Origin of the sequence: Aquisediminimonas profunda, from assembly GCF_019443285.1 — a bacterium.
GTDB classification, from domain to species: domain Bacteria; phylum Pseudomonadota; class Alphaproteobacteria; order Sphingomonadales; family Sphingomonadaceae; genus Aquisediminimonas; species Aquisediminimonas profunda.
Genome location: NZ_CP080327.1, coordinates 317,528 through 336,978, shown reverse-complemented (window position 1 = coordinate 336,978; position 19,451 = coordinate 317,528). Strand labels below are relative to the sequence as shown.

At 57.8% G+C, this 19,451-nt stretch carries 21 protein-coding genes and 1 tRNA gene; 5 read left to right on the top strand and 17 right to left on the bottom strand.

Going from position 1 to position 19,451, the window contains the following annotated elements; translation table 11 throughout:
- Positions 1-7: 7 nt before the first annotated feature.
- From ybeY to K0O24_RS01680, 10 genes are all read right to left on the bottom strand, one after another.
- On the bottom strand, positions 8-514 hold the full coding sequence (ybeY, locus tag K0O24_RS01725) for an rRNA maturation RNase YbeY (protein WP_219894116.1): 507 nt from the start codon (positions 512-514) through the stop codon (positions 8-10).
- On the bottom strand, positions 511-1,500 hold the full coding sequence (locus tag K0O24_RS01720; protein WP_219894115.1) for a PhoH family protein: 990 nt from the start codon (positions 1,498-1,500) through the stop codon (positions 511-513). The genes ybeY and K0O24_RS01720 overlap by 4 nt, the downstream gene beginning before the upstream one ends.
- Positions 1,501-1,584: 84 nt before the next feature.
- A complete protein-coding gene (miaB, locus tag K0O24_RS01715) occupies positions 1,585-2,901 on the bottom strand; it encodes a tRNA (N6-isopentenyl adenosine(37)-C2)-methylthiotransferase MiaB (protein WP_219894114.1) in 1,317 nt (438 codons plus the stop codon).
- A gap of 9 nt (positions 2,902-2,910) precedes the next feature.
- Positions 2,911-3,666, bottom strand: coding sequence for a lysophospholipid acyltransferase family protein (locus tag K0O24_RS01710; RefSeq protein WP_219894113.1), 756 nt, complete (start codon positions 3,664-3,666; stop codon positions 2,911-2,913).
- Positions 3,638-4,060 carry a Fur family transcriptional regulator gene (locus K0O24_RS01705; RefSeq protein WP_219894112.1) on the bottom strand — a complete coding sequence of 141 codons (423 nt, stop codon included), beginning with the start codon at positions 4,058-4,060 and terminating at the stop codon, positions 3,638-3,640. The genes K0O24_RS01710 and K0O24_RS01705 overlap by 29 nt, the downstream gene beginning before the upstream one ends.
- 86 nt (positions 4,061-4,146) lie before the next feature.
- Positions 4,147-4,563, bottom strand: coding sequence for a Ros/MucR family transcriptional regulator (locus tag K0O24_RS01700; protein ID WP_219894111.1), 417 nt, complete (start codon positions 4,561-4,563; stop codon positions 4,147-4,149).
- 135 nt (positions 4,564-4,698) lie between these two features.
- Entirely contained in the window at positions 4,699-5,166 is a 468-nt protein-coding gene (gene rimI, locus K0O24_RS01695; RefSeq protein WP_246611097.1) for a ribosomal protein S18-alanine N-acetyltransferase, read from the bottom strand.
- On the bottom strand, positions 5,163-5,765 hold the full coding sequence (gene tsaB, locus K0O24_RS01690; RefSeq protein WP_219894110.1) for a tRNA (adenosine(37)-N6)-threonylcarbamoyltransferase complex dimerization subunit type 1 TsaB: 603 nt from the start codon (positions 5,763-5,765) through the stop codon (positions 5,163-5,165). Before tsaB ends, rimI begins: the two co-directional genes overlap by 4 nt.
- A gap of 4 nt (positions 5,766-5,769) precedes the next feature.
- Positions 5,770-6,360, bottom strand: coding sequence for a malonic semialdehyde reductase (locus K0O24_RS01685; RefSeq protein WP_219894109.1), 591 nt, complete (start codon positions 6,358-6,360; stop codon positions 5,770-5,772).
- A 26-nt stretch (positions 6,361-6,386) separates the two neighbouring features.
- Positions 6,387-6,959, bottom strand: a complete 573-nt coding sequence (locus K0O24_RS01680; protein WP_219894108.1) for a NifU family protein — start codon at positions 6,957-6,959, stop codon at positions 6,387-6,389.
- Positions 6,960-7,244: 285 nt separating this feature from the next.
- Here K0O24_RS01680 and K0O24_RS01675 point away from each other — a divergent pair, with 285 nt between their 5' ends.
- Positions 7,245-8,576: a DEAD/DEAH box helicase gene (locus K0O24_RS01675; protein WP_219894107.1), complete on the top strand. Its 1,332-nt coding sequence runs from the start codon at positions 7,245-7,247 to the stop codon at positions 8,574-8,576.
- 52 nt (positions 8,577-8,628) lie between these two features.
- Here K0O24_RS01675 and K0O24_RS01670 read toward each other — a convergent pair whose 3' ends face one another.
- Genes K0O24_RS01670 through hslV form a run of 3 tightly spaced genes read right to left on the bottom strand, consistent with a single transcriptional unit; the run spans position 8,629 to position 11,115 of the window.
- Positions 8,629-9,219, bottom strand: coding sequence for a peroxiredoxin family protein (locus K0O24_RS01670; RefSeq protein WP_219894106.1), 591 nt, complete (start codon positions 9,217-9,219; stop codon positions 8,629-8,631).
- A 35-nt stretch (positions 9,220-9,254) separates the two neighbouring features.
- The gene (hslU, locus tag K0O24_RS01665) at positions 9,255-10,553 is read right to left on the bottom strand and encodes an ATP-dependent protease ATPase subunit HslU (protein WP_219894105.1); all 1,299 of its coding nucleotides are present in this window, start codon (positions 10,551-10,553) and stop codon (positions 9,255-9,257) included.
- A gap of 10 nt (positions 10,554-10,563) precedes the next feature.
- The gene (hslV, locus tag K0O24_RS01660; RefSeq protein WP_219894104.1) at positions 10,564-11,115 is read right to left on the bottom strand and encodes an ATP-dependent protease subunit HslV; all 552 of its coding nucleotides are present in this window, start codon (positions 11,113-11,115) and stop codon (positions 10,564-10,566) included.
- A 66-nt stretch (positions 11,116-11,181) separates the two neighbouring features.
- Here hslV and K0O24_RS01655 point away from each other — a divergent pair, with 66 nt between their 5' ends.
- Complete coding sequence (locus K0O24_RS01655; RefSeq protein ID WP_219894103.1) at positions 11,182-11,559, top strand: hypothetical protein; 378 nt, start codon at positions 11,182-11,184, stop codon at positions 11,557-11,559.
- Between the two features lie 2 nt (positions 11,560-11,561).
- Here the strand turns inward: K0O24_RS01655 and K0O24_RS01650 are convergent.
- Positions 11,562-11,638, bottom strand: a tRNA-Pro gene (locus K0O24_RS01650).
- A gap of 123 nt (positions 11,639-11,761) precedes the next feature.
- Between K0O24_RS01650 and recF the strand changes: the two genes are divergently transcribed.
- Positions 11,762-12,850: a DNA replication/repair protein RecF gene (gene recF, locus K0O24_RS01645; protein WP_219894102.1), complete on the top strand. Its 1,089-nt coding sequence runs from the start codon at positions 11,762-11,764 to the stop codon at positions 12,848-12,850.
- Here recF and K0O24_RS01640 read toward each other — a convergent pair.
- The 3 genes from K0O24_RS01640 to K0O24_RS01630 form a co-directional block, all read right to left on the bottom strand.
- Positions 12,822-13,697 (bottom strand): helix-turn-helix transcriptional regulator, encoded by an 876-nt coding sequence (locus K0O24_RS01640; RefSeq protein ID WP_219894101.1) that lies wholly within the window; start codon positions 13,695-13,697, stop codon positions 12,822-12,824. The genes recF and K0O24_RS01640 overlap by 29 nt on opposite strands.
- Before the next feature lie 100 nt (positions 13,698-13,797).
- Positions 13,798-14,262 carry a MarR family winged helix-turn-helix transcriptional regulator gene (locus K0O24_RS01635; protein ID WP_219894100.1) on the bottom strand — a complete coding sequence of 155 codons (465 nt, stop codon included), beginning with the start codon at positions 14,260-14,262 and terminating at the stop codon, positions 13,798-13,800.
- Positions 14,259-15,389: an Acg family FMN-binding oxidoreductase gene (locus tag K0O24_RS01630; RefSeq protein ID WP_219894099.1), complete on the bottom strand. Its 1,131-nt coding sequence runs from the start codon at positions 15,387-15,389 to the stop codon at positions 14,259-14,261. Before K0O24_RS01630 ends, K0O24_RS01635 begins: the two co-directional genes overlap by 4 nt.
- Before the next feature lie 121 nt (positions 15,390-15,510).
- On the opposite strand from K0O24_RS01630, the gene gyrB reads away from it, so the two are divergent.
- On the top strand, positions 15,511-18,015 hold the full coding sequence (gyrB, locus tag K0O24_RS01625; protein WP_219894098.1) for a DNA topoisomerase (ATP-hydrolyzing) subunit B: 2,505 nt from the start codon (positions 15,511-15,513) through the stop codon (positions 18,013-18,015).
- An 85-nt stretch (positions 18,016-18,100) separates the two neighbouring features.
- Positions 18,101-19,036, top strand: a complete 936-nt coding sequence (locus K0O24_RS01620; RefSeq protein ID WP_219894097.1) for a ribose-phosphate pyrophosphokinase — start codon at positions 18,101-18,103, stop codon at positions 19,034-19,036.
- Positions 19,037-19,451 lie beyond the last annotated feature (415 nt).

Below are 19,451 nucleotides of genomic sequence, written 5' to 3'. Positions count from 1 at the left end.
ACGGGTTCTAGTCCTCTACCGGTTCATAGGGGTCGTGCAGGCCAAGCGTCGCCATGATCTTGCGCTCCAGCGCTTCCATCGCTTCGGCTTCCTTGTCCTCCATATGATCATAGCCTAGCAAATGCAGTGTGCCATGCACAATCAGATGTGTGGCATGCGCCTCGACACGCACGGCACGTTCGGCAGCCTCTCGAGCACACGTTCCATGGGCGAGCACGATATCCCCAAGCAGGACCTCGCCAAGATCGGTCCGGACCAGATCTTCGATCTGCTCGGGCGGGACCATGGGAAAGGACAGGACGTTGGTCGCCTTGTCCTTGTTCCTGTAATCACGGTTGAGGGCTCGCACTTCAGCATCGTCTGTCAGGCGAACGTCAATCTCGAAAAGGGCGTCGATCGCAGCAAGGGCTTGGTATGGGGTTGCGGCAACCGCAGCCTCGACCGCCGCTGATGCCCGGGCTTCCCAGTCATGTTCAGGCCAGCAGGGCTCGACCTGAAGTGCAGTCTCGATCAATCTCGTCCCTCATAGGCCTCGACGATCCGGCCGACGACCGGATGGCGTACCACATCGCCAATGCCGAATGTCACAGTCGCGATGCCTTCGACGCCCTCAAGCCGGCTCACGGCATCGGCGAGCCCCGACTTGCTGGGATCTGGCAGGTCGACCTGCTTGGGATCGCCGCACACGACCATGCGGCTGTTCTGGCCGAAACGCGTGAGAAACATCTTCATCTGCATGGGTGTCGTGTTCTGTGCTTCGTCGAGAATGACGAACGCATCCGCCAGAGTCCGCCCGCGCATGAACGCAATGGGCGCGATTTCGATTTCGCCCGAAGCAATGCGGCGTTCGACCTGCTCGGCCGGCAGGCAGTCATAGAGCGCGTCGTAGAGTGGACGTAGATAGGGGTCGACCTTTTCCTTCATGTCGCCGGGAAGGAAGCCGAGCCGTTCGCCAGCCTCGACCGCGGGGCGCGAAAGGATCAGCCGATCGACGCTTCCGGTGATGAGTTGCGATACTGCCTGCGCAACGGCAAGATAGGTCTTGCCTGTACCAGCCGGTCCAAGCGCAAAGATAATGTCATTCCGCGCCAGCGCTTCCATGTAACGGATCTGCGTTGCCGAACGCGGCACGATTGTCTTTTTGCGCGTGCGGATCATGATCGGCGGCGCTTCGTGTTCATGACGGATAATGCCGTCCAGTGTTGGCTCGAAAGCCATTTGGATCAGCGCCTGAACAGCGCCGGCATCAATCTCCTGGCCCTTTGCAAGTCGGTTATAAAGGCCGGTCAGGACGTCGCGCGCGCGCGCAATGGCTTCTGCCTCACCCTCGAGCTGGAGCTTGTTGCCCCGCGCCGCGATATAAACGCCGAAGCGGTTTTCGATAGCAACGAGGTTCTGGTCGAACTCCCCGAACAAACGCCCGAGCAACTGGGGCTTGTCAAAAACAATCTCGAGCCGGGCTTTGTCCTCGGCTTTGGCTTGCATCGGCTTGCGCGACATAAAGCTCCTTTTGCTATCGGCCAGCAGAGTCTGCCTCTTTATCGGGGGTAGTGCAATGCAAACTGTGTCGCTTGCGACGGACCGTTAAGCTGCAGCGTCAATCGCCACGATGCCGACCAGGCTGTTTGGAGCTGCAGATACCAGGTCGACGGTCACGATAGTCCCTATCTCCGGGCCGTTTTCGACAACCACTGATTGGAGCCAGGGCGATTTCCCGATTCTTTGTCCGGGTCGCTTGCCATCCCGTTCGATCAGGATGTCGCACCTCTTGCCGACGCTCGCCTGATTGAAAGCGAATTGTTGTGCATTGAGCAGGGCCTGAAGCCGCTGGAGCCTCTCATCCATGATTTCCGGCGCAATTTGTTCGTCCATAGTGGCGGCGGGCGTGCCTGGCCGGGCTGAATATTTGAACGAATAGGCCGAGGCGTAGTTGATCTCTTCGATCAGCGTGAGCGTCGCTTCGAAATCGGCTTCGGTTTCGCCCGGAAAGCCAACAATGAAATCACCCGAAATGGCAATATCCGGCCGAACTCCTCGCACCCGCTCTATGACGGCTCGATAAGACTCTGCACTGTGGCTGCGGTTCATGGCCTTGAGAATGCGATCGCTCCCGGACTGTACGGGCAGGTGCAGGAATGGCATCAGCTTTTCGATGTCGCCGTGCGCGGCAATCAGACCGTCGGTCATGTCATTGGGGTGGCTTGTTGTATAGCGAATGCGTGCAAGGCCCGGCAAGGCGTCGAGCGCCCGGATAAGGCTGCCAAGATCATGTCCTGACTGCGCCCAAGCGTTCACATTCTGCCCGACCAGCGTGATTTCACGGACCCCGGCATCGACCAGCGCTTGCGCTTCTTCAAGGATCGCATCGAAACTCCGGCTGATTTCTGCCCCGCGTGTGTAGGGGACGACACAATAGGTGCAGAATTTGTCGCAGCCTTCCTGCACGGTGAGGAAGGCAGATGCGCCCCGCTTCGGCGCGCGCCTTGGCAGCACGTCGAACTTGGCAAGCCCCGGCAGGTCGAGGTCGATGGCGCGTTTGCCCTGTGCCGCTTCCGCAACCAGCGCCGGCAGACGGTGATAGGCCTGAGGTCCGACGACAATATCCACCTCGCGCGCCCGGCGCGGGATTTCGGCGCCTTCGGCCTGCGCCACGCATCCGGCAACCGCGATCATGGGCCTGCTGCCATCGTCCCGGCGCATTCGCCCAATGTCCGAATAGACTTTCTCCGCCGCCTTTTCGCGAATGTGACAGGTGTTGAGGATGACAAGGTCCGCCTCGTTTTCAGAGGCAACGGCCATCCCTTCTGCTCCCAGCATTTCTGCCATGCGCTCGCCGTCATAGACGTTCATCTGGCAGCCGAACGATTTCACGTGGAAGGATTTGGGGGCGGACCGACTCATTGCGGCGCTTTAGGCCCCGAACAATGTCCTCGCAATCGCCTCGCGGCTGTGCGCGACGATTGCCTTTCGATGCGTGAAGTCCGCATGGTCGAGCGGTTCGAGGAAATGGAGCGTGACGGGCAAGCGCTGTGCGCGGCTCATCACACGAAGTGCGTTCTTGCCGACTGGCTCGTCGCCGATCCATGCGATTTCACCGGCGGATTGGCCGTAGTCGATGGCGACAGGCTGGATAGAGATGCCTTGCGGGGGTGGCGTGACCGAAGCGACGAGTGAGGACCGGAAGTGCAAAAGCGCATGTCCGTCGCCCGTCGTCCCTTCGGGGAACAGGGTCAGTGGCTGGCCCGTTTCCAGTGCCGTTTTCATTGCAAGGGCCTGCGCATGGACTTCGAGTCTTTGTTCGCGGGCGACATAAACCGAATTGTTGAGCGTCGCGAGCCAACCGATCACTGGCCAGGGAGCCATGTCTGCCTTTGCCACAAACGCACTGCCAGTCTTGCCTGCAAGAACCAGGATATCCAGCCAGCTGACATGGTTTGCAATGTACAGGACGTCGCGCGTGAGCGGTGTTCCAAGCACCGTTACGTCCGCGCCAGCCGACTTGCCTGCAAACTGAAGGAATATGCGGGGCCAGGGCGATCGCAATCGCAACAGCCGCCAAAATCCATGCGCCGGCAAAAGCAGGACAAGGGCGATAGCAATCTTTGCGAGCCGCCCCCAAGCCCGCAGGTGCGTGTGCTCAGCTCTTTCGATCGAGCGTGACACCATAAAGTTCCATCCGATGATCTACGAGCCGGAACCCAAGCTTTTCAGCGATCTGCCTTTGCAAGGCTTCAAGCTCGGGATCGACAAATTCGATCACCTTGCCGGTTTCGACATCGATCAGATGGTCATGATGCGCTTCCGGAGCCGCTTCATAGCGTGACCGCCCATCGCCAAAATCATGACGATCAAGGATGCCGGCCTCTTCAAAGAGGCGAACGGTGCGGTACACTGTGGCGATCGAGATTCCGGGATCGATTGCAGAAGAGCGCGCATGAAGAGCTTCCACATCCGGATGGTCTTCTGCTTCAGAAAGAACGCGCGCGATGATGCGCCGTTGCTCCGTAATGCGCAGGCCTTTTTCGGCGCAAAGTGCCTCAATATCAATGCGTCTGGGCATGGCAGGCTGCGTTCGGATAGGTCATGCCCATCCTTTTAGAGAGACAGGCAGGCAAATCAATTGCCCGCCCATTTCCCGCTCCAGAATTATTTGCGTTTGCCAGGCTTGCGGCCGAGTCCGATCTTGACCGCGAGGCTACGGCGCTGCTCAGCATAATTGGGCGCAACCATCGGGTAATCCGCAGGAAGCCCCCATTTGGCACGATATTCGTCCGGGGTGATGCCATAGTGGGTCATCAGGTGGCGCTTCAACATCTTGAGCTTCTTGCCGTCATCAAGGCAAACAATGTAATCCGGCTTGATTGAAGCGCGGATGGAAACAGCAGGCTCTGCGCGAACTTCAGGCGCAGGCGCGCGTCCGCCCAATCCCGAAAGCGCAGTATGTACATTGGCAATAAGCGTCGGAATATCCGATACTGCAACGCTGTTGTTGCTGACATGTGCCGCGACAATATCGGCTGTCAACGTAATGATTGTTTCTGTCATATCGTTGGAATCTGTCATTTCTCGCTACCCTTGTGTTCTATTGGCACGCCTGATTCTTTTGTGATTTTCGATCAGTGCAATGATGGGATACGCGCCGTGAATACTCATATCAACAATGGATTCGAACTTGGCAAAGGCGGCTTTGTCCTGAAATCATGCAATTTCAAGACTTAATGTTGCGGCGTCAGTGAATTGACCATCGCTGCGGCGATAATAATTTCGCCTTAGGCCAGATTGAACGAACCCAAAACAATCATAGAAGGCAAGCGCGGGATTGTCTGTACGCACTTCGAGATGAATCCTCTTGATGCCTTTTGCTGCGTAGTGGCTGACAATATTCTGGATTAGCTCGCGACCAGCCCCGCTTCGCTGGCCATCAGGCCTTACCGCAATCAGAAGCAGTTCGGCCTCGTCCGCGACGCTTCGGGCCAATGCAAAACCAAGTGCGCGACCGTTTCGGCGGGCAAGAAAAAGTACACTGCCCGGGAGAGACAGGGCTCCCGCACATTGCGCCGCTGTCCATGCCTCTCCGTTTCGAGGGTCGAAGGCCCGAGTCATGACTGACATGACCTCGTCAAGGTCACGCGTATCGGCCTCGGCAATGTCTATGGGCTCGTTCACGCCATTGCCTTGGCGTCAGCGTCTCGACCATAGACGGGACGCGCCGGAAGAGTTGTAAAGGCTTCGGGCAACAGACGAGCGTTCGATGCCCGTCCGTCGCCGCTTACCGCGGTACCATAACCGCGAGCCGCAACGAGCTGCTCTGCACCGCTGCCGACAACCCAAGCGTTGGTTGACAGTTGAGCAGCTGCTTCTGGCGTCAATGAACGCATTGGCCCGGCTTGGTAAAATGGCGTGAGCATGAAATCCTGCACAAAGATTTCCCCATGTCCACCTTCGACGGCTACGGTCAATGCAGTCTCGCTCTGCCCGGCGGCAACGAGAGCAAGCGAGGACACGCCATGCACAGGCACACTCCAGCCAAGGGCCAGGCCTCGTGCGGCGGCAATCGCAATCCGAACGCCTGTAAAACTGCCCGGACCACATCCGACCAGAATTTCGTCACCCCTGCCGCCTGCAGGTAGCGCCGCGATCCAAGGAATGAGCCGTTCGGCATGACCGCGCCCAACACGTTCATGCCGTTCCGCAATAATGTCTTGCCCATCGAGCAAGGCAATCGAGCAATCCGCACCTGACGTTTCTATGACCAGGCGGCGCATGGGGTCAGATGATCGTGTTGAAGCGCTCAAAGGCTGGTCGAGGCGAACGTTCGAATATCGAAGAGGGGTCGCCATAGCCCAAAGTTGAAATAAAATTCGATCTCACATTTGTCCCGGCAAAAAATGCCTCGTCCACAGCGTCATTGTTGAAACCGGACATTGGCCCGATGTCGAGCCCGAGTGCACGTGCAGCAAGCATGAAATAGGCGCCCTGCAAGGATGAATTGCGGAAGGCGGTAGCTTCTGCAAGTGCAGGAGCATGAGCAAACCAGCTTCGCGCATCAGTATGTGGAAAAAGTTCAGGCAAATGTTCGTAAAATTCAAGGTCCATCCCGATGATGACTGTCACAGGAGCCTTGCGAATCTTGTCGCCGTTGGCTGGCAATGCAAAGCCGGCCAGCTTTTCCTTTGCCTCTGCACTTGCACACCAGACCAGCCTCGCAGGCAGGCAGTTGGCTGAAGTTGGCCCGAATTTCATCAATTCCCAGATCGCGTCCATCTGTTGGGGCGAAACCGGCTTGTCCAGATAACCATTGAAGGTGCGAGCCGCGCGAAACAATTGATCAAGCGCCGCAGGATCAAGCGGTTTGGACATGTGTAGCCTTTCCTGGAAAGTGTGATTCAGACAGCGAGGACTTCAGTGACCTCTGGAACATAATGTTTGAGGAGTGATTCGATACCATGCTTGAGCGTGGCCGTCGAAGACGGGCAGCCTGAGCAAGCGCCCTGCATCTTGAGGAAGACCTTGCCCTTGTCGAATCCTCGATAAAGAATGTCGCCTCCGTCGTTGGCAACAGCCGGACGAACGCGGGTTTCGATCAATTCCTTGATCTGGATGATAATATCTTCGTCCGCTGGATCGTCAGTAAAGCCGGCATCCTCGGCCGGAACATTGAATCCTGCGCTGGCTGTCTTGAACAACGGCATGTTTGCCGTGAAATGGTCGAGCAGCACGGAAAGGACATCGGGCTTCAATTGCCGCCAGTCACTGCCGGGCCCGGCAGTTACAGAGACAAAGTCCTTTCCGAAGAAGACACCTTCAACATCTCCTAACCCGAAAAGCATTTCAGCCAAAGGCGAAGCTTCAGCTTCTTCAGGTGTCGCAAAGTCGCGGGTGCCTGCCTCCATCACGATGCGGCCGGGCAAGAACTTGAGTGTCGCCGGGTTCGGCGTGGTTTCTGTTTCGATCAACATCGCCTCTAAATGGGCGCGCTGGTGCTGACGATCAAGGTAATTTCCCTTTCAGCCTTGCTTTTCCTGCTTTTATCGCCTATCTGATTGTGCAGCGCAGCAATTTCGTTGGAGATTGCGTATGCTGGCCAGCGTGATTGTCCGCACCGATTTTTAGGGTGCGGCTCAGGCCAGCACCTTAGAGCGCATTGCCACACGGCTTCCCTTTTCACGCGGGTTGTCAACTTTGACCCCGCTTGCGCCTGCACATTCCGTGCGGGTTCTCGCATATTTGAAACGAGACTTATCTTGACACAATTTTCAGACCTTGGCCTTGCCAAGCCGCTTTTGGCAGCGCTTGCCGCCAAGGGCTATACTACCCCGACGCCGATCCAGCTTCAGGCGATCCCGCCGTTGCTTGACGGCCGCGATGTCTGCGGCATCGCTCAAACAGGCACCGGCAAGACAGCAGCCTTTGCATTGCCATCACTGGACTATTTTCACCGCAATCCCAAGCCACGTGTCCAGCGTTCGTGCCGCATGCTCGTGCTTTCACCAACGCGCGAACTGGCTGCGCAGATTGGCGCGTCGTTCCGCGATTATGGGCGGCAGATGCAGGTCTCGGTTGAGACCGTTTTCGGCGGTGTACCGATCGGTCGCCAGATCAAGGCACTCGGTCAAGGTGTCGATGTACTTGTTGCAACGCCCGGTCGCCTGATTGACCTTGTTCAGCAGCGTGCCGTGACCTTGAAGGACGTGGAAATCTTCGTCCTGGACGAGGCCGACCAGATGCTTGATCTCGGGTTCATCGTGCCATTGAAGCAGATCGACAAGATGCTTCCAAAGGAACGCCAGTCGCTTTTCTTTTCCGCAACGATGCCGAAGTCGATTGCCGATCTGGGTGATCGCTTCCTGACCGATCCGGTCAAGGTCGCGGTCACGCCGATCGCCTCGACCGCCGAACGCGTCCAGCAATATGTGACGTTCCTCAACCAGATCGAAAAGCAGGCCTTGCTGACGATCCAGCTCGGCAAGGAAGAGATTGATCGCGCACTGGTCTTCTCGCGCACAAAGCATGGTGCAGACAAGATCGTGAAGCATCTCCATGCCGCGAACATCGGTTGCGCGGCGATTCATGGCAACAAATCTCAGGCCAACAGGACCCAGGCGCTCAATGCCTTCCGCAAGGGTGATATCAAGATCCTGATCGCGACGGACATTGCAGCGCGCGGGATCGACGTCTCGGGCGTCAGTCATGTGTTCAACTTCGACATGCCCAATGTTCCGGAACAATATGTCCACCGCATTGGTCGCACAGCGCGCGCCGGTGCCGATGGTATTGCGATTTCATATGTTGCGGGCGAGGAAAAGGGATGGCTGCGCCAGATCGAGCGCCTCACGGGCGTCAAGCTCAATCCGGTTCCGCTGCCAGCAAATTTTGACGAACTGAAATCCAAGTTGCCGAAGCCTGCCAACAAGCCTGTGGCTCAGCGGCATGACGCCGGCGGCAGGGATCGGCCTCGCGGTGATCGTCCTGAGCGGACCGAAGGAGATCGTGCGCGTCGTCCGTTCCGCCCACATCGCAAGCCAGGAGGCGTTGGTGCCCACAAGGGTGCCGTTCGCAAGACCGGCTCCCGATAAGAAAGCCCCCTCCCATCCGCAATGGATGGAAGGGGGTTCCGCGCCCGGTGGGTTATCGCAAAGTGTCCACTGCCTGCAGGATTGTCATATTGTCTGCGCGGATCTTGTAATCTGTCGCGACTGATTTCCAGCGCATGATCCCCTTGGCGTCAATCACAAGGATCGAGGCCTTGGGCACGCCATAGGCATAGCTGCCGGACGCATAGGACGTGTCACGCAAGCCAAAAGCGTCGATCATCGTCGACTTTTCGTCCGACAAAAGTGGATAGCTCACCCCTGTCTTGGTCGCAAAAGCGGCGAGAGTTGAAGGCGGGTCATAACTCAGGGCTGCGAGGGAGTATCCGCGTTGGCCAAGGGGTGCCTGCAGATCCTTCAGGCTTTTCAGTTGCGCCTGACAATAGGGGCACCATTTGGCGGAACGAAAGAAAACAAGCACAGTGCCTTTCTTGCCCGCTACGCTTGCCCAGTTACGCACCTTTCCGGAAGGGTCGACGACCTTGAATCCGGCCGGAATCTTCTCGCCAACGGCAATTTCTGCTGCTGCCGGACCAGGTGTAATCGCAACAACTGCCACAATGGCGGCGGTGATGAACCCAAATTTTCCGTGCATCTTCGTGAATCCGTCCAGCAAGCGTCTTGCCATGGATTCGGATGCCAAGCCCGTAAGGTTACAGCAGGCTAGAGCACATATTTGCTCAGATCGACATTCTTTGCGACACTTGCAAGCTGACTGTTCACATAGTCTGCATCGACTATCACTTCGCTGCCCTGCCGGTCTTCAGCTTCAAAACTGACATCCTCAAGCAGCTTTTCCATGACGGTCGATAGCCGGCGCGCACCGATATTTTCGACGGCTTCGTTCACTTCGGCGGCAATCCGCGCGATTGCCACAATGCCGTCATCCGTGAAGCGGATGCTGACTCCTTCCGTTCCGAGCAGGGCAGCATATTGATCGGCAAGGCTGGCGCGTGTGTCTTTCAGGATGCGGACGAAATCCTCCTGCGTGAGTGCTTTCAGCTCCACGCGGATCGGCAGCCGTCCCTGCAGTTCGGGAAGCAGGTCGCTGGGCTTCGCAACGTGGAAAGCGCCCGAAGCAATGAAGAGGATGTGGTCTGTCTTCATCGGGCCATATTTCGTGGCAACCGTTGTCCCTTCGATAAGCGGCAGCAAGTCGCGCTGCACACCTTCGCGACTGACGGAGCCGCCCCGCACGTCGGAAACGGCAATCTTGTCGATCTCGTCCAGAAACACGATCCCGTTTGCTTCCGCATCGGCAAGTGCCACGCGTGCGACATCGTCCTGGTCCAGCCGCTTGTCGGCTTCTTCCTCGATAAGCTTTGCCCAGGCCGCCGGGACAGTCATCTTGCGGCGTTTCATCTGGTTCCCGCCAAAGGCTTTGCCCATCATTTCGCCAATATTGATTACGCCCACCTGGGCACCACCGGGCACGTCGAACGGCATTGAAGGGCTTGCCTCAACCTCTATCTCGATTTCGGTCGACTGGAGGTGGCCGTCCTGGAAGCGCTTGCGAAAGGCCTCGCGGGTGGCAGTGCTAGAATCCTTGCCGGTCAGCGCATCGAGCAGGCGGTTCATTGCCGCTTCCTCTGCCTTGTCGCGGACTGCGGTGCGGCGGCGCTCCTTTTCGAGGCGAATGGCTTCTTCCGCCAGATCGCGGGCAATCTGTTCGACGTCGCGGCCGACATAGCCGACTTCAGTGAATTTGGTCGCCTCGACCTTGACGAACGGCGCATCGGCAAGCTTGGCAAGGCGGCGACTGATCTCGGTCTTGCCGCATCCGGTTGGACCGATCATGAGAATGTTCTTGGGGCTGACCTCGTCGCGCAATTCAGGCGCCAGCTGCTGTCGGCGCCAACGATTCCGCAGGGCAACGGCCACGGCACGCTTGGCATCCGTCTGTCCGACGATATGGGCATCCAAGGCAGCAACAATGGCCTTGGGAGTAAGATTCTGGTTCATTTCGGTCCTGTTACTGGGCTGAATCGAGGGTTTCGACCGTCAGCTGGTCGTTGGTGTAGACGCAAATCTCGGCAGCGACCGCCATCGCCTTGCGCGCGAGCTTTTCTGCATCCGTTTCATAGTCCTTGAGCGCACGCGCTGCTGCCAATGCAAAATTTCCACCGGAACCGATCGCGGCAATACCATCGACAGGCTCCAGTACATCGCCATTGCCTGTGAGGATCAGCGTCACATCCTTGTCGGCAACGATCATCATCGCTTCGAGGTTTCTGAGGTATTTGTCTGTCCGCCAGTCCTTGGCGAGTTCGACCGCCGAGCGCATCAACTGCCCATTGAATTGCTCAAGTTTTCTTTCCAGCCGTTCAAACAGCGTGAAAGCGTCCGCCGTTGCACCAGCAAAGCCGGCAATCACCCTGCCGTCGCCCAGTGGACGCACCTTTTTCGCGTTCGGCTTCATCACGGTCTGGCCCATCGATACCTGGCCATCGCCTGCGATGACGACTTTGCCGCCTTTGCGCACCGATACGATGGTGGTGCCGTGCCATTTGGGAAGTTCGCTCATGTTTGCGCATATGGGGCGCGCATCCTTAAGGTTTCAAGGGTCGCACCTTTGGTTTAGGATAGCCGCATGGTTTCGCCACTCATTGTTCAACGGCTCATTGCGCTCCCGTTTCTGGTTCTGGGAAGCTGGTGTCTTTTCTGGCCGCGTATGGTCCTCGAACTGGGACTTAATCCCGAATATCGCCAACTCACGGCTACGACCATATTGCTCATGGGCTGTTTCGGTTCGCAGGCTGTCCTGTCCGGCTTGTTCGCATGGTTCAGCAGCTTCACCCGAACCACCTTTCTGGTCTACGGGATCGCACTGTTGCCGTTCTTCTGGTTCAACTATTGGTTCGTCTTTGAAGAACCGGTCTTCAGCCAATGGATGGCGCTCGACTTCATTTCCAATGCGGCGATGCTGAGTCTCTGCGTGTGGGGCTGGCGGATCAGCCGGGTCGGCTGAATTGGTCGGGACGACAGGATTCGAACCTGCGACCCCCACACCCCCAGTGTGATGCGCTACCAGGCTGCGCTACGTCCCGACCGCCGAATCCCCTTCAAGGACTTTCCTTGACGGGCAACCGGAAGCGGGCCCTTACGCGCGTCTTACCCCAAGGGCAAGTCGGGCTTGTTTTTGAGGCCAATCTGGTGTGCAGCATGATCCGATGGCACTGACCCGCCTTGCATTGACTGATTTCCGGAACCACCAGGCGGCAACCCTGATGCCAGGTTCGAACTTTGTCGTGCTCATCGGGGAAAACGGTGCTGGAAAAACCAACATCCTTGAAGCTGTTTCACTCCTCGTACCCGGACGCGGATTGCGGGGGGCAGCACTTGGAGACATGGCGCGGAGCGATGGGCCCGGGGGCTTTGTGGTTGCGGGCCGGATGGGCGACGTGGATCTTGGCGTCGGTACGCTCGCGACTGCGCCAGAGCGTCGCGTAGTGCGGATCAACGGTGCTCCGGCTGCAGCTGGCGCCTTGTCCGAATGGCTTTCAATTGTGTGGCTGACGCCAGCCATGGACCGGCTTTTCACCGAAGGCGCGAGCGAACGAAGGCGCTTTCTGGATAGGCTGGTGCTCGCCCTCGAACCTGCCCATGCCCGGCATACGACCCGTTACGACGCCGCAATGCGCCAACGCAATCGCCTGCTGGCTGGAGACGTCCCGGCAGATCCTGACTGGCTTGGTGCTCTGGAAGCACAAATGGCGGAGCATGGTGCAGCCATCTCGCGGGCGCGGTCTGCACTTGTGACCATGCTGAACGAGAGAATCGCAGCCACGGTCGATGGACCGTTTGCGAGAGCCGCTTTGGCATTGGAAGGCTGGCAGGACGACGGAGAACTGGGCGTTGAACTTGCGCAGGGGCGGTCACGCGATGCAGCCGCAGGACGAACGCTTGTCGGACCGCATCGGAGTGACCTTGCGGTCGAACATCTTGGCAAGGGGCAACCTGCTGCCCGCTGTTCGACGGGGGAACAAAAGGCGCTCCTCCTCGGCATCGTCCTGGCGCATGCCGACCTGGTGGCTGAACAGGCTGGGCGTCGACCCATCCTGCTCCTGGATGAAATTGCCGCTCACCTGGACCCTAAGCGGCGGAGTGCACTTTTTGAAAAGCTCGCCAGTGGAGGCGGGCAAATCTGGATGACAGGAACCGAAGCCGATTTGTTCGAGGGACTGGGTAAGGCGGCGAGCTGGTTCCGCGTTGAAGATGGCAAGGTGCTGCCTAGCGCGGCATCCCATCCTTCAATCTGAAATCTGCAGTCGAGCGAGCAAAGGCCTGACTCCGAAGATTGAGACCAGCCGTGAAAAGCGGAGTGGTGGTGCGCTCGAAGGCCCGGGGCGTCATTCCGGCAAAGCGCTTGAATTCCCGGGTCAGATGCGATTGGTCGAAATAGCGCAGGGCTGCCAGCTCCTCTTCGCTTGGTGAGGAAAATCCCCGCATCGCGGTAGCCATGTCCAGAAAACGACTGCGGCGCAAAACAGCTTTGGGGCTCAGGCCGAAGGTTGCAAGGCAACGGCGTTCAAGCTGGCGGACCGAAAGACCAATTTTCGCCGCCGCATCATCGATTCGAATCGTGCTGTCAGCCCGCGCGATTTCCGCAAACTCATTCATCCGTGTGTCCGGTGCGCGCACGCCGATCCAGGCAAGGCGTGCCAGAATTGCGTGTTCCATCGCTGCTATGAGCCTTGCATCATCTGTTTCATTTTGCGCCTCAGCCCAGAGGCGATCCGCAATGTTCCCCCAAGCAGCGGCAAGCGGGATCATCTGATCGGCATAGTCGCGTGCGGATCGGTCAAAAAGGGATTTCCAGCCTCCCGGATGGATGGCGAACCCGGCCACAGTGAACGGCCCCTTGACCCTCACGCGCAAAGGAAGTTCATTGGGCCCGAAAAAGACGACAGGGCCGGCACCCGCCCAATAGCCCGGAGCGATTTCCGCCTGCCAGTCTCCGCGGATCAGGATGCGTACAAATGCAGTTTCGGAAAGGAGCCGGTCCTCCAGAGTAAGATCCTCGGGTAGCTCAGCGGCAAATACATAATGTCGCACTATGTAGGGCTCAAGTTCAGGGGAAGGCGGATAATTGCGCGAAAGCAACATGATGCGACGACCCTGAGCTCCATTTTGAGGACTTGCTGTTCCTCCCCGAACACATTTGACGCCTCAGTGCACGTAATTTCTTGTTTCGGCCGAATAAAATTCAATCGATAACTGGTGCCTTGGCGTTGCGCATCTCGTCGAGCGCCTTCCGCAATCGCGTGAGCGGCGTCATCATGGCGTCAAATTCATTTCGCGTGATCAGGCCGTCCAGGATCGGAAAGAGGACAGACGCCGCAGCAAGACACGTCTCGCGCATCGCGTGCCCCTTTTCCGTCAACGAGACCAACTTTCCACGTCCGTCTTGCGGATCCGGTCTGACTGCGATCAGACCGGCGCGTTCCATCCGGGCCAAAGTGCTTGTCATGGTCGGCCGCGTGACCTGAAAGGCGAAAGCCAATTGGGCCGGCGATCGTTCTTGGTGGCCGAGGCGCACAAAATGATTGAGCACCGTGAATTGCGCCTGAGTCATGCCCTTCGGCAAGACGCGTTCGAACATCGTGGTCGCGAGCTGGTTGATGATCCCGATTTCGTTGAACAGCTCGAAGGCTGGGATGGTCTTGTTCATGCGACAAGATGGGACTGGAGCGGCAAGCGCGGGGCCGGGGACACCGGTGGGGCATGGCCGATGCGGGCGAGCATCTGGATGCGGTGACCGTCTGGCACCCCGAGCAACGCGTGGACAGCGGCAAGATATTCGGCCATTTCCGGATATTCCTGGAGTGATTGGCTCATCGGGTGGATCGCCAGACCGAGTGCCGCTGCCCGCAAAGTGGCTCGGACATACTGACGGCCGGCATCAAGCTGTTGGTTGCGGCTATTGTCTTGCGTCGAAATCCAAAGCGCTGCGGGAACAGAATCATAAATCTCCCGCTGTCCGTCGAGGCCAATCTTGAAGGCTGTGCTGGCAGGATCGGCCAGCTTTTCCCTCGTCGTCAAACCCAGCAATCGGGTCGCTTCAATCATCGGCCCGCTCAGCGCCAGGCCGTCACCGGCGGCATCAATCTCGTCCCGGCCAATACGAAGCAAGCGAACCGATTCCATCATCGTTCGGTGCGTCGTCATTTCCTTTGAAATCGCAGCAACGGTGATGGCGCGAAGCTTGCCGAGAAGCACAGGATCCAGTGTCGTACGGACATCGCCAGCTTGCAACGCGGTCAGCTGCGAGATTCCGGGTGGCGTTTTCGAATAGATTTCGCGGTTCGTCCTGCGCTTGAGGATCGACCGGTAAAGGGGATCAGGGCGAACAGCCCTGTCTGCAACAAAAGTCAGGCGCGCGACCGGCCGGGTATCGAGACGCGGTTGGGGGTCGCCGTCAGGAAATGGGGTCATGTCCATCCTGATTCCGCGTTGGGCGGCAGCAATCCGGGCCAGCTCCAGAAATGTCCCAAAGCCAATGACGATTTGCCGGTCAAACGGATCGGTCTCGGGCAAGCGTTTGTCGAGATCGCACGAAACAATGGCCGAATTATCGCTTTCAAGCCGGATGAGCCAGGGCTGGCGATTGTGCGGGTTGGGCGCGAGAATCGCGTGCCGGAAGGCATCCAGCCTGACATCTGCTGGCGGATCGCGATCCGGATGCCAGGGCTCGATTGCCTTTTCCGGCATCCGCGTCACGCGCCAGGTTCCTGCTGCCGCAACGAGCGCGAGCGAACCACCCGCACCAAGTATGAAATTTCGCCTGCCCACCGCCATTTCGAGCTCCGATTAGATATCAAACTATAAGGTTAGATATCTAATCATTTATTCAATGTCAAATTGGTTCATGAGTCGCATTTTCCTTGGGTTTTGAGCCACGCTTCCCTATAGGCTCGGCATGACAGACGAACCCCAGAATACCCCCAATACTTCCGCATATGGCGCCGATTCGATCAAGGTCCTCAAGGGCCTCGATGCCGTCCGCAAACGGCCAGGCATGTACATCGGTGATACCGATGATGGTTCCGGCCTTCACCACATGGTTTTCGAAGTTTCGGACAATGCGATCGATGAAGCGCTCGCCGGACATTGCGACCGGATTACAATCACGCTCAATCCTGACGGATCGGTTTCGGTGGAGGATAATGGTCGCGGTATCCCGACAGGGATCCACGCCGAAGAGGGCGTTTCGGCGGCCGAAGTGATCATGACCCAGCTCCATGCGGGTGGCAAATTCGAAAACACGTCTGACGACAATGCCTACAAGGTTTCAGGTGGCCTTCACGGTGTGGGCGTGTCTGTCGTCAATGCACTGTCCTTGCGGCTCGACTTGACAATCTGGCGTGACAATGAAGAGCATTACATGCAGTTCGCACATGGCGATGCAGTTGCTCCATTGAAAGTGGTCGGGCCTGCCAATGGCAAGAAGGGAACGCGCGTTACGTTCCTGCCATCGCCGGAAACCTTCAAGATCACCGAATTCGATTTCGAGAAGCTTGAGCATCGCTATCGCGAACTGGCCTTTCTAAACTCGGGCGTCCGCATCTTTCTGATTGACGCGCGCCATGCCGAGCATGTCGAGCATGAACTCTTTTATGAAGGCGGGATTGCGGCGTTCGTCAAATATCTCGATCGTGCGAAAACTCCGCTCTTTCCGGAACCGATTGCGGTTTCCGGGCAGCGGGACGGCATTGGCATCGACGTCGCGCTCGAATGGAATGACAGCTATTACGAGAATGTCCTGCCATTCACCAACAATATCCCGCAGCGGGATGGGGGCACCCATCTCGCCGCATTTCGTGCAGCATTGACGCGCACGCTGAACAATTATGCAGAAAAGTCGGGGCTGCTCAAGAAGGAGAAGGTCACGCTTACCGGAGATGACATGCGGGAAGGCCTGACGGCCATCGTATCGGTCAAGCTACCCGATCCCAAATTCTCTTCGCAGACAAAAGACAAGTTGGTGTCTTCGGAAGTGCGCCAGCCTCTCGAAAGCCTGATGGCCGACAAGATGGCCGAATGGCTTGAAGAAAATCCTGCACATGCGCGCAGCATCATCCAAAAGGTGATCGATGCGGCTGCCGCGCGTGAAGCGGCCAAGAAGGCTCGCGAGCTGACCCGGCGCAAGGGCGTGATGGATATCGCTTCTCTGCCAGGCAAGCTCGCCGACTGCCAGGAGCGCGATCCAGCCAAGTCCGAACTCTTCCTCGTCGAAGGTGATTCCGCGGGTGGCTCTGCCAAGCAGGGACGCAATCGCCAAAATCAGGCGATCCTGCCACTGCGTGGCAAGATTTTGAATGTTGAGCGGGCGCGTTTTGATAAAATGCTTTCGTCTCGCGAAATTGGCACGTTGATCCAGGCGATGGGAACCGGCATCGGTCGCGAGGATTTCAACATAGAAAAGCTGCGTTATCACAAGATTGTGATCATGACCGACGCAGACGTGGACGGCGCGCACATCCGGACGCTGCTGCTGACGTTCTTTTATCGGCAAATGCCGGAAATCATTTCAAACGGTCATCTCTTCATTGCGCAGCCGCCGCTTTACAAAGCTGTCCGCGGCAGAAGCGAGGTGTATCTCAAGGATGACGCCAAGCTCGACGATTTCCTTATCGAAGCTGGCGTCAATCTCTCCGCGCTCGAGACGATGGGCGGCGCGCGGAGCGGCAATGACCTCGCTTCACTCGTCAATCATGCGCGGCGGATGCGCAGCCTCATGCGTTATGTTCCCAAGCGTTACGATCCGGCAATTATCGAGGGCTTGGCACTCGTGGGAGCGCTTGATCCGCAGCTTACCCCTGAACAGAGAAACGCCGCTGCGATCAAGGCGGCGGAGTGGCTGACCAATGCCGATCCTGAGGGAAACTGGCAGGGCAGCCTGAGCGCCGAAGGTGGCTATCACCTCCAGCGCCTGTGGCGCGGTGTGACGGATCACCATATTATCGAAGCGAGCTTCATCGCCAGCCAAGAGGCGCGCCGCCTGCACACCTTGATTGCGGAAGTCGCCGACAATTATGCGGCCGGGTCCAGGCTTGTTCCGATCGGCAAGGCGACCGCAAGCGTTGAGGAGGTAACGGAGGCGCAAGCTGACGAGGATGCCGAGCCAGCTGTCATTTCGACACAAGGCGTTGCAATCACGCGCCCGTCGGAACTGCTTGATGCCGTATTGGCGACGGGCCGGAAGGGTCTTTCAATCAGCCGATACAAGGGCTTGGGCGAAATGAATGCAGAACAGCTCTGGGAAACTACACTCGACCCGGAGAATCGCAGCCTGTTGCGGGTCGAGGTTTCGCAGGCCGATCTGGCGGACGAAATTTTCACCCAGCTCATGGGCGATATTGTCGAGCCGCGCCGCGAATTCATTCAGGAGAATGCCCTGAACGTGGCGAATCTTGATGTTTAGTCGGCCGGCCTGCCTTCTCCCCCTTCCCCAAGCGACCATCGCCCATTAAGGCGGCGGCGCATCGGGAAGGAACGGGGACGCGCGCATGAAACTTTTGACCGGCAATTCGAATCCGCCGCTGGCGAAAGCAATTGCGGACTATCTCGATGTCCCTCTGACCGAAGCGAGCGTCCGGCGGTTTGCGGATGAAGAGGTCTTCGTCGAAATTCACGAAAATGTCCGGGGGGAGGATGTCTTCGTTATTCAGTCGACCAGTTTTCCGGCAAATGACAATCTGATGGAATTGCTCATCATGATCGATGCGCTTCGCCGCGCTTCGGCGAAGCGCATTACGGCGGTCGTACCCTATTTCGGTTACGCAAGGCAGGATCGCAAGCCGGGGCCGCGTACGCCGATTTCAGCCAAGCTCGTGGCAAATATCATCACATCTGCAGGCGCCAACCGCGTCCTCTCGGTCGATCTGCATGCTGGCCAGATTCAGGGCTTCTTCGACATCCCGACCGACAATCTTTACGGCGCCCCGGTGATGTCGGCTGATATCCAGGCCCGTTTCGGTGACCAGAACATCATGGTCGTCTCTCCCGACGTGGGTGGGGTGGTGCGCGCCCGCTCTCTTGCCAAGCGGCTCGACAATGCTCCGCTCGCCATTGTGGACAAGCGTCGCGAACGCGCCGGCGAATCCGAAGTCATGAATATCATTGGCGATGTGGAGGGACGGTTTTGCATTTTGATCGATGATATCGTCGATTCTGCAGGGACCTTGTGCAACGCTGCTGCTGCACTCAAGGCAGCGGGTGCCGCTGGTGTCGTTGCCTATTGCACCCATGGCGTGCTTTCCGGCGCCGCAATCGCGAGGGTGGAGGCTTCGGAGCTGACTGAACTGGTCGTAACCGACTCGATCGTGGCGCCCGATTCTGTTTCGGACGCCGGCAAGATTCGCAGGCTGACAATCGCGCCCCTGGTGGGAGAGGCGATCAAGCGCATTGCAGACGAAAGCTCGGTCTCAAGTCTCTTCGATTAGGACAAAAATGACGTCCGAAACAAAAAGGCCCCGGAAAACCGGGGCCTTTGACTGTGTGCGATAGTCGCTTTGGCGTCCTAGCGGATACCGAGAACAACATCGAGCCAGGACCAAAATCCGCGGGCTGGCTTCTGCACCTTAGCTTTCTTCGACATGGCAAGAACCCTCTGACTGCAGGTGAAGAAGGCGAAATGCCCCCTACCGATTCGCATGGTTAACAAGAAATTAACCATAATGCAATTTTTGGGCGGAGAATATTGCTTCGACTTTGGCTGTAACTATAGGAGCGAGTTCATTGCTTTTGAGCTGTGGCTAATACCGCAACACGGCGAGCGTGAAGAATGCTCTGCCTGAAGGACTATTAACTCACGCCGTTTTTAGTGGGACTGCGCCGCGCTTTTCACCGGGGGCTACT

What these genes read in the sequence shown, in the direction of transcription:
- K0O24_RS01720 (WP_219894115.1), bottom strand. Translation starts at nt 1,500, where the DNA reads ATGTCGCGCAAGCCGATGCAAGCCAAAGCCGAGGACAAAGCCCGGCTC.
- miaB (WP_219894114.1), bottom strand. Translation starts at nt 2,901, where the DNA reads ATGAGTCGGTCCGCCCCCAAATCCTTCCACGTGAAATCGTTCGGCTGC.
- K0O24_RS01710 (WP_219894113.1), bottom strand. Translation starts at nt 3,666, where the DNA reads ATGGTGTCACGCTCGATCGAAAGAGCTGAGCACACGCACCTGCGGGCT.
- K0O24_RS01705 (WP_219894112.1), bottom strand. Translation starts at nt 4,060, where the DNA reads ATGCCCAGACGCATTGATATTGAGGCACTTTGCGCCGAAAAAGGCCTG.
- K0O24_RS01700 (WP_219894111.1), bottom strand. Translation starts at nt 4,563, where the DNA reads ATGACAGATTCCAACGATATGACAGAAACAATCATTACGTTGACAGCC.
- tsaB (WP_219894110.1), bottom strand. Translation starts at nt 5,765, where the DNA reads ATGCGCCGCCTGGTCATAGAAACGTCAGGTGCGGATTGCTCGATTGCC.
- K0O24_RS01685 (WP_219894109.1), bottom strand. Translation starts at nt 6,360, where the DNA reads ATGTCCAAACCGCTTGATCCTGCGGCGCTTGATCAATTGTTTCGCGCG.
- K0O24_RS01680 (WP_219894108.1), bottom strand. Translation starts at nt 6,959, where the DNA reads ATGTTGATCGAAACAGAAACCACGCCGAACCCGGCGACACTCAAGTTC.
- K0O24_RS01670 (WP_219894106.1), bottom strand. Translation starts at nt 9,219, where the DNA reads ATGGCAAGACGCTTGCTGGACGGATTCACGAAGATGCACGGAAAATTT.
- hslU (WP_219894105.1), bottom strand. Translation starts at nt 10,553, where the DNA reads ATGAACCAGAATCTTACTCCCAAGGCCATTGTTGCTGCCTTGGATGCC.
- hslV (WP_219894104.1), bottom strand. Translation starts at nt 11,115, where the DNA reads ATGAGCGAACTTCCCAAATGGCACGGCACCACCATCGTATCGGTGCGC.
- K0O24_RS01655 (WP_219894103.1), top strand. Translation starts at nt 11,182, where the DNA reads ATGGTTTCGCCACTCATTGTTCAACGGCTCATTGCGCTCCCGTTTCTG.
- recF (WP_219894102.1), top strand. Translation starts at nt 11,762, where the DNA reads ATGGCACTGACCCGCCTTGCATTGACTGATTTCCGGAACCACCAGGCG.
- K0O24_RS01640 (WP_219894101.1), bottom strand. Translation starts at nt 13,697, where the DNA reads ATGTTGCTTTCGCGCAATTATCCGCCTTCCCCTGAACTTGAGCCCTAC.
- K0O24_RS01635 (WP_219894100.1), bottom strand. Translation starts at nt 14,262, where the DNA reads ATGAACAAGACCATCCCAGCCTTCGAGCTGTTCAACGAAATCGGGATC.
- K0O24_RS01630 (WP_219894099.1), bottom strand. Translation starts at nt 15,389, where the DNA reads ATGGCGGTGGGCAGGCGAAATTTCATACTTGGTGCGGGTGGTTCGCTC.
- gyrB (WP_219894098.1), top strand. Translation starts at nt 15,511, where the DNA reads ATGACAGACGAACCCCAGAATACCCCCAATACTTCCGCATATGGCGCC.
- K0O24_RS01620 (WP_219894097.1), top strand. Translation starts at nt 18,101, where the DNA reads ATGAAACTTTTGACCGGCAATTCGAATCCGCCGCTGGCGAAAGCAATT.